The sequence below is a fragment of the Bordetella petrii genome (assembly GCF_020991325.1).
Classification (GTDB): domain Bacteria; phylum Pseudomonadota; class Gammaproteobacteria; order Burkholderiales; family Burkholderiaceae_B; genus Bordetella_A; species Bordetella_A petrii_E.
Map to the genome: position 1 here is coordinate 1 of NZ_JAJMLX010000276.1, position 5,828 is coordinate 5,828.

General features: G+C 65.5%; 7 protein-coding genes and 1 pseudogene. 7 read left to right on the forward strand and 1 reads right to left on the reverse strand.

Annotation, left to right across the window (positions count from 1 at the left end):
- Positions 1–397: NAD(P)H-hydrate epimerase (locus tag LPZ50_RS20625; protein ID WP_329957686.1), on the forward strand; the 397-nt coding region annotated here is incomplete at its 5' end.
- 192 nt (positions 398–589) lie between these two features.
- Here the strand turns inward: LPZ50_RS20625 and paaX are convergent.
- Positions 590–1,576, reverse strand: coding sequence for a phenylacetic acid degradation operon negative regulatory protein PaaX (paaX, locus tag LPZ50_RS20630; protein WP_230664496.1), 987 nt, complete (start codon positions 1,574–1,576; stop codon positions 590–592).
- Between the two features lie 169 nt (positions 1,577–1,745).
- Between paaX and paaA the strand changes: the two genes are divergently transcribed.
- From paaA to LPZ50_RS20660, 6 genes and pseudogenes are all read left to right on the forward strand, one after another.
- Positions 1,746–2,735, forward strand: coding sequence for a 1,2-phenylacetyl-CoA epoxidase subunit PaaA (gene paaA / locus LPZ50_RS20635; RefSeq protein ID WP_230664498.1), 990 nt, complete (start codon positions 1,746–1,748; stop codon positions 2,733–2,735).
- A 62-nt stretch (positions 2,736–2,797) separates the two neighbouring features.
- Entirely contained in the window at positions 2,798–3,082 is a 285-nt protein-coding gene (paaB, locus tag LPZ50_RS20640; protein ID WP_230664500.1) for a 1,2-phenylacetyl-CoA epoxidase subunit PaaB, read from the forward strand.
- A gap of 12 nt (positions 3,083–3,094) precedes the next feature.
- Positions 3,095–3,859, forward strand: coding sequence for a 1,2-phenylacetyl-CoA epoxidase subunit PaaC (gene paaC / locus LPZ50_RS20645; protein ID WP_230664502.1), 765 nt, complete (start codon positions 3,095–3,097; stop codon positions 3,857–3,859).
- Positions 3,860–3,891: 32 nt separating this feature from the next.
- The gene (gene paaD, locus LPZ50_RS20650; RefSeq protein WP_230664506.1) at positions 3,892–4,362 is read left to right on the forward strand and encodes a 1,2-phenylacetyl-CoA epoxidase subunit PaaD; all 471 of its coding nucleotides are present in this window, start codon (positions 3,892–3,894) and stop codon (positions 4,360–4,362) included.
- A gap of 18 nt (positions 4,363–4,380) precedes the next feature.
- Entirely contained in the window at positions 4,381–5,469 is a 1,089-nt protein-coding gene (paaE, locus tag LPZ50_RS20655) for a 1,2-phenylacetyl-CoA epoxidase subunit PaaE (protein ID WP_230664504.1), read from the forward strand.
- Between the two features lie 52 nt (positions 5,470–5,521).
- Positions 5,522–5,828: pseudogene (locus tag LPZ50_RS20660) on the forward strand (phenylacetic acid degradation protein PaaN); the annotation flags it as partial.

Sequence of the window (5,828 nt, forward strand, 5' to 3'; positions counted from 1 at the left end):
CGCCATGCCGGCCGGCACGGCGCGCCTGCCTCCCGATGCGGCACAGGCCCATGCCGCATGGCGGGCGCAGGGCGGAATGGAGCAGCCGGTTCTGGACGCCAACCCACCGCCCGACGTGATCATCGACGGTCTGTTCGGCATTGGCCTGAACCGGCCGCTGGACGATGCCTGGCAGGCCCTGATCGATACGGTGAACAGCTGGGGCCTGCCCGTGCTGGCGCTGGACGTGCCCAGCGGCGTGGATGCCGACAGCGGACGTGCGCTGGGACGCGCGCTGCGGGCGCGCTGGACGCTGTCTTTCATTGGCGCGGCGCGCGGCCTTTGCATGCCGGGGGCCGGGCGCGAGGCTGCTGGCGAGCTGCATGTGGATACGCTGGGGGTGCAGATCGCGCCTTGATAAGGCGCGCACATGCGATATGCCAGGTGTCTGGCTCCCGCCAGGGTGCCTGACACCGTTGTGTGCCACGACGGTCTCAGTCAGACGGTGTCCGGCACCCTGGCGGGAGCCAGACACCTTGTATCTTGGTGCCGGTGAAAACTCGCTGCGGCGGCTGAGGTAGCGCCATGGGTGCCCGAGACCTGGCAACAGCTAGTTGGCGGTAGCTGAGTCCATGTCTGGCGAATCCGAGCGGCCTGCCGGCCGCCGCGCGGGGCGGCCGCCGAAGCGCGTGTCGGCTTCGGGCGAAAGCGGGGTATAACGTTCGTTGTCGCGTCCGGCCACGCTGTCCAGATGCCGTTCCGAGGCGTCGAACAATTTCCAGTAAAGATAGCCGCACAGCAGGCGCGCGGCATGCCCGGGCCAGCGGTCGGGCAGCATCGGCACGGGCAACTGAGGGTCGTGCAGCACGATGCGGCGCCAGGTGTGCAGCAGCAGCATGCGCGCGGCAAAGGCGTCCGCCGGATCCATCGGGCCGTCCACCAGTTTTTCCAGCGGCCCGAACTGCCGCGAAAAATGGCGGTATTGCTCGGCCAGATGGTCCAGGCTCCAGCACTGTTGCGCCAGGCTGGCGATGGGCAGGCCGCCAGCGCCGGCCAGGTCGCGTCCCGACAGCACCAGTACCTTGTCAGGAATGCCCAGCTTGTCCAGTATGTCGTGGGCGGCACGGGCATCGGCCTGGGGGTGCGCGAACAGGCCCGGGGCAATCATGCCGAAGCCTTCCCATTCCAGTTCGCGGCGCAATTCCGTGCGCTCGGCCAGCCCGTTGTGGCCCAGGCGCGGCAGGGCCACCAGCGTCCATTCACCGTTCCAGTCGGCGGCCGGGCCGACATAGATGCGTTGCGAGGCGTGGGCGGTATGGCGACGCCCCTGTTCCGACAGCTGGTACAAGCTGCGCCGTCCATGGCGTTCGGCCTGCAGCCAGCCCTGGGCCACCAGCCGGAAGACGCTGGTGCGCAGCAGCCGCTCGTTGATACCCAGGGGTTCCAGCAGTTCGATGATGCCGCCCAGCCAGATGGCGCCGCCGTGGCAGGCCAGCGCGTCGCCCAGCAAACTGACGCATAGCGACTTGGCGCGTGGCGGGTCGTCCTTGAGCAGGCGCGCCACATAACGGCCGACGGGAGAGGGGGCATCTGCCATGGAGATCCAGGCTTTATATGACAATGCTCAACATGATACACATATCTAATGTGATACAAAAATAGGTTTGACAATTGATTTTGTGTATTAAATAATCGTCTCATGCCAGGCCATGCAATGGCCGGCGCGCACGCCGTTCATGGGCGGCGCGACCGCACAGGAGACGAACATGTATGCACAGCTAGTCGAAACAGGCGTCAAGCGGGTTCGCGGCGCCGACGAACTGACCGGCCCCGAGCAGGCGTTCCAGCGCCGCATCGACGAAGGCGTGCGCATCGAGCCCCAGGACTGGATGCCCGAGGCCTACCGCAAGACACTGGTGCGCCAGATTTCCCAGCACGCGCATTCCGAGATCGTCGGCATGCTGCCGGAAGGCAACTGGATCACCCGTGCGCCGTCGCTCAAGCGCAAGGCCATTCTGCTGGCCAAGGTGCAAGACGAGGCCGGACATGGCCTGTACCTGTATAGCGCCGCCGAGACCCTGGGCGTGTCGCGCGACCAGTTGGTCGACGACCTGCATACGGGCCGCGCCAAATATTCCAGTATCTTCAATTACCCCACCCTGAGCTGGGCTGACATCGGCATGATCGGCTGGTTGGTGGACGGCTCGGCCATCATCAACCAGATTCCGCTGTGCCGCTGTTCCTACGGCCCGTACGCGCGCGCCATGGTGCGGGTGTGCAAGGAAGAATCGTTCCACCAGCGCCAGGGCTACGATTTGCTGATGCAGATGTGCCTGCATGGCACGCCCGAACAGAAAGCCATGTGCCAAGAAGCGCTGAACCGCTGGTGGTGGCCCGCGCTGATGATGTTCGGCCCTTCGGATGCCGAGTCGCCCAACAGCGCGCAGTCCATGGCCTGGAAGATCAAGCTGTTCTCCAACGACGAACTGCGCCAGAAAATGGTGGACCAGTCGGTGCCGCAGGCCGAATACCTGGGCCTGACAGTGCCCGACCCCGACCTGAAATGGAACGCCGAGCGCGGCCATTACGACTTCGGCGAAATCGACTGGACGGAGTTCTACGCGGTGATCAAGGGCAACGGCCCCTGCAACCGCGAGCGCCTGGCGGCCCGCAAGCAGGCCCATGAGGCGGGCGCCTGGGTGCGCGACGGCCTGGTGGCCCATGCCGAGAAGCAGGCACGCCGCAAGGCGGCCTGAGCCGCGGCACTACGCCCCTTTGTTTCCGGCCGCGCCGGCCGGCCCCTTGAAGGATATGCATCATGAGCAAAGAATGGCCGCTGTGGGAAGTGTTCATCCGCAGCCAGCACGGCCTGGCGCACAAGCATGTGGGCAGCCTGCACGCCCCGGACGCCGAAATGGCCATCAATCATGCGCGCGACGTCTATACGCGCCGCAACGAAGGCCTGAGCATCTGGGTGGTGCGCGCCGCCGATATCGTGGCCAGCAGCCCCGCCGACAAGGAACCGCTGTTCGACCCCGCCAACAACAAGGTGTACAGGCATCCCACGTTTTTTCCCATGCCTGACGAAATCAAGCACATGTAGGCCGGGGCGGACATGGACAAGCCTTTATTCGAGTATCTGCTGCGGCTGGGCGATACCTCGCTGATTCTGTCGCAGCGCCTGTCTGAATGGTGCGGCCACGGGCCCGCGCTGGAAGAAGACCTGGCCCTGACCAATACCGCGCTGGACCTGCTGGGCCAGGCCCGCATGTGGCTGACGCTGGCCGGCGAGGTGGAAGGGGCGGGGCGCGATGAAGACGCGCTGGCCTATTTCCGCCATGCGCCGGAGTTCCGCAACGCGGTCCTGGTGGAACGGCCCAACGGCCATTACGGCAACACGCTGGCGCGCCAGTTCTTCTTCGACGTATGGCATTACTTCCTGCTGCAGCGCCTGACGCAGTCGTCGGATGAGCGGGTGGCGGCCATTGCGGCCAAGTCGCTGAAAGAAGTCACGTACCACGTGCGTCGTTCGTCCGACCTGGTGGTGCGACTGGGCGATGGCAGCCAGGAAAGCCATGCGCGCATGCAGGACGCCATCGACGATGCCTGGCGTTATACCGGCGAGCTATTCGCCGACGACGACGTCGACCGCGACATGGCGGCGCGCGGCATAGGCTGTACCCTGGCCGCGCTGCGCGAACCGTGGCTGCAGCACGTGCGCGAGGTGCTGGGCGAAGCCACCCTGGCCTTGCCCGATGACGCCGAAGCTGGCCATGCCGCCTTTCAGGGCGGCCGGCAGGGGCGCCATACTGAAGCGCTGAGCTATGTGCTGGCCGAGATGCAGTCGCTGCCCCGCGCCTATCCCGGAGCCGTGTGGTGAACGCCGCCACTTGCGCCTCGCCGCGCCAGATCATGGGTTGGCTGGAAAGCGTGCCCGATCCCGAGATTCCCGTGCTGTCGGTGGTGGACCTGGGCGTGGTGCGCCAGGTGGCCTGGGACGGCGCAACCTGCGTGGTGACGATCACGCCCACCTATTCGGGCTGCCCGGCCATGCGCGAGATCACCCACGACATCGAGCGCACGCTGGCCGAACATGGCGTTGAACACGTGCGTGTCGAGACACGCCTGGCCCCGGCCTGGACGACCGACTGGATGAGCGAACGCGGCCGCGCCGCGCTGAAGAACTACGGCATCGCGGCGCCCGCCGAACGGGCCATCGACGTGTCGGGCATCAGCCGCCGCGCGGCGCAACCGGCCGTGGCCTGCCCGCATTGCGGTTCGAGCCAGACCCGGCTGGTCAGCCATTTCGGTTCGACCTCGTGCAAGGCCCTGTATCGCTGCGGCGCATGCCGCGAGCCTTTTGATTATTTCAAGACCCACTGAGCGGGGCAGCAACACGCCATGAGCCAGACTTCGTTCCATGCTTTGAAAGTCGCCTCGGTGGCGCGCAACACGCGCGACGCGGTGGTGGTGACCTTCGACCTGCCGCCGGCGTTGCAGTCGCAGTTCGCCTTCCGGCCGGGCCAGTACCTGACACTGCGCACCCAACTGGACGGCGAGGAGCTGCGCCGTTCGTATTCCATTTGCTCGGCGCCCGGCGATGGCGTATTGCGCGTTGCCATCAAGAAGGTCGACGAGGGCGTGTTTTCCAGTTGGGCCAATCATCAGCTGCAACCCGGGCAGACGCTGGAAGTGATGCCGCCCGCCGGCAGCTTCACAGTGGACTTCGCTCCCGAAAACCAGCGTCACTATGTGGCATTTGCCGTGGGCAGCGGCATTACGCCGGTGTTCTCGCTGGTGAAAACCGCCTTGTCCACCGAGCCGCACAGCCGCTTCACGCTGTTTTTCGGCAACCGGGCATCTTCGTCGGTGCTGTTTCGCGAGGAAATCGAAGACCTGAAGAACCTGTACATGGAAAGGTTCTCGCTGGTGTACATCATGAGCCGCGAAAGCCAGGACATCGAGTTGTTCAACGGCCGGCTGGATGGCGACAAGGTCGACCAGCTGATGACGGCCTGGCTGCGGCCCGGCGATATCGATTACGCCTTTGTCTGCGGCCCGCAAACCATGATCGAAAGCGTGGTGCAGCATCTGCAGGAACGCGGCATTCCCAAGTCGCACATCAAGTTCGAACTGTTCGGCGCGCCGCGCGGGCCGCGCGCTCTGCGCACGGGACGCGAGGCGCCGGCCGCGCCCGGCAAGGGGCAGTGCGAAGTCACGGTGGTGCAGGACGGCCACCGGCGCAGTTTCTTCATCGACAAGAACAAGGACAGCGTGCTGGATTCCGCGCTGGCGCAGGGGGTGGAGCTGCCGTATTCCTGCAAGGGCGGGGTCTGTTCCACCTGCCGCTGCAAGGTCATCGAAGGCGAAGTCGACATGGACGCGAACTTCGCGCTGGAAGATTACGAAGTGGCGCGGGGCTTTGTGCTCAGTTGCCAGAGCTTTCCGGTCAGCGACCGCCTGGTGCTGGATTTCGACCAGGAAACCTGAACCGCCCGCGTACCCCTTATTCAAGAACCCTGTTCATCCCGGAGATCGCCTCGTGTCACATGATTTTTTTGAACGCCACCAGCCCTTGCTAGAAAAAGCCCTGGCCGCTGCGGCCGAGCGTGGCTACTGGAGCCCTTTCGCGGAATCGCCCAGCCCGCGCCATTATGGCGAAACCGCCAACGACGACGGCCGCGCCGCCTTCGAGGCCCTGCGCGGCAAGACCTTCCCGCTGGAATTGGCCGGCGCCGAGGGCACGGTGGGCGGCGAACAGTCGCCTTTCGGTTTTCCGCTGGACATCAGCTACCCGCGCGTGCCGCCCGCCGCGCTGCTGCGCAACGCCGCGCAGGCGCTGGAGCAGT

What these genes read in the sequence shown, in the direction of transcription:
- paaA (WP_230664498.1), top strand. Translation starts at nt 1,746, where the DNA reads ATGTATGCACAGCTAGTCGAAACAGGCGTCAAGCGGGTTCGCGGCGCC.
- paaE (WP_230664504.1), top strand. Translation starts at nt 4,381, where the DNA reads ATGAGCCAGACTTCGTTCCATGCTTTGAAAGTCGCCTCGGTGGCGCGC.
- paaC (WP_230664502.1), top strand. Translation starts at nt 3,095, where the DNA reads ATGGACAAGCCTTTATTCGAGTATCTGCTGCGGCTGGGCGATACCTCG.
- paaD (WP_230664506.1), top strand. Translation starts at nt 3,892, where the DNA reads ATGGGTTGGCTGGAAAGCGTGCCCGATCCCGAGATTCCCGTGCTGTCG.
- paaX (WP_230664496.1), bottom strand. Translation starts at nt 1,576, where the DNA reads ATGGCAGATGCCCCCTCTCCCGTCGGCCGTTATGTGGCGCGCCTGCTC.
- paaB (WP_230664500.1), top strand. Translation starts at nt 2,798, where the DNA reads ATGAGCAAAGAATGGCCGCTGTGGGAAGTGTTCATCCGCAGCCAGCAC.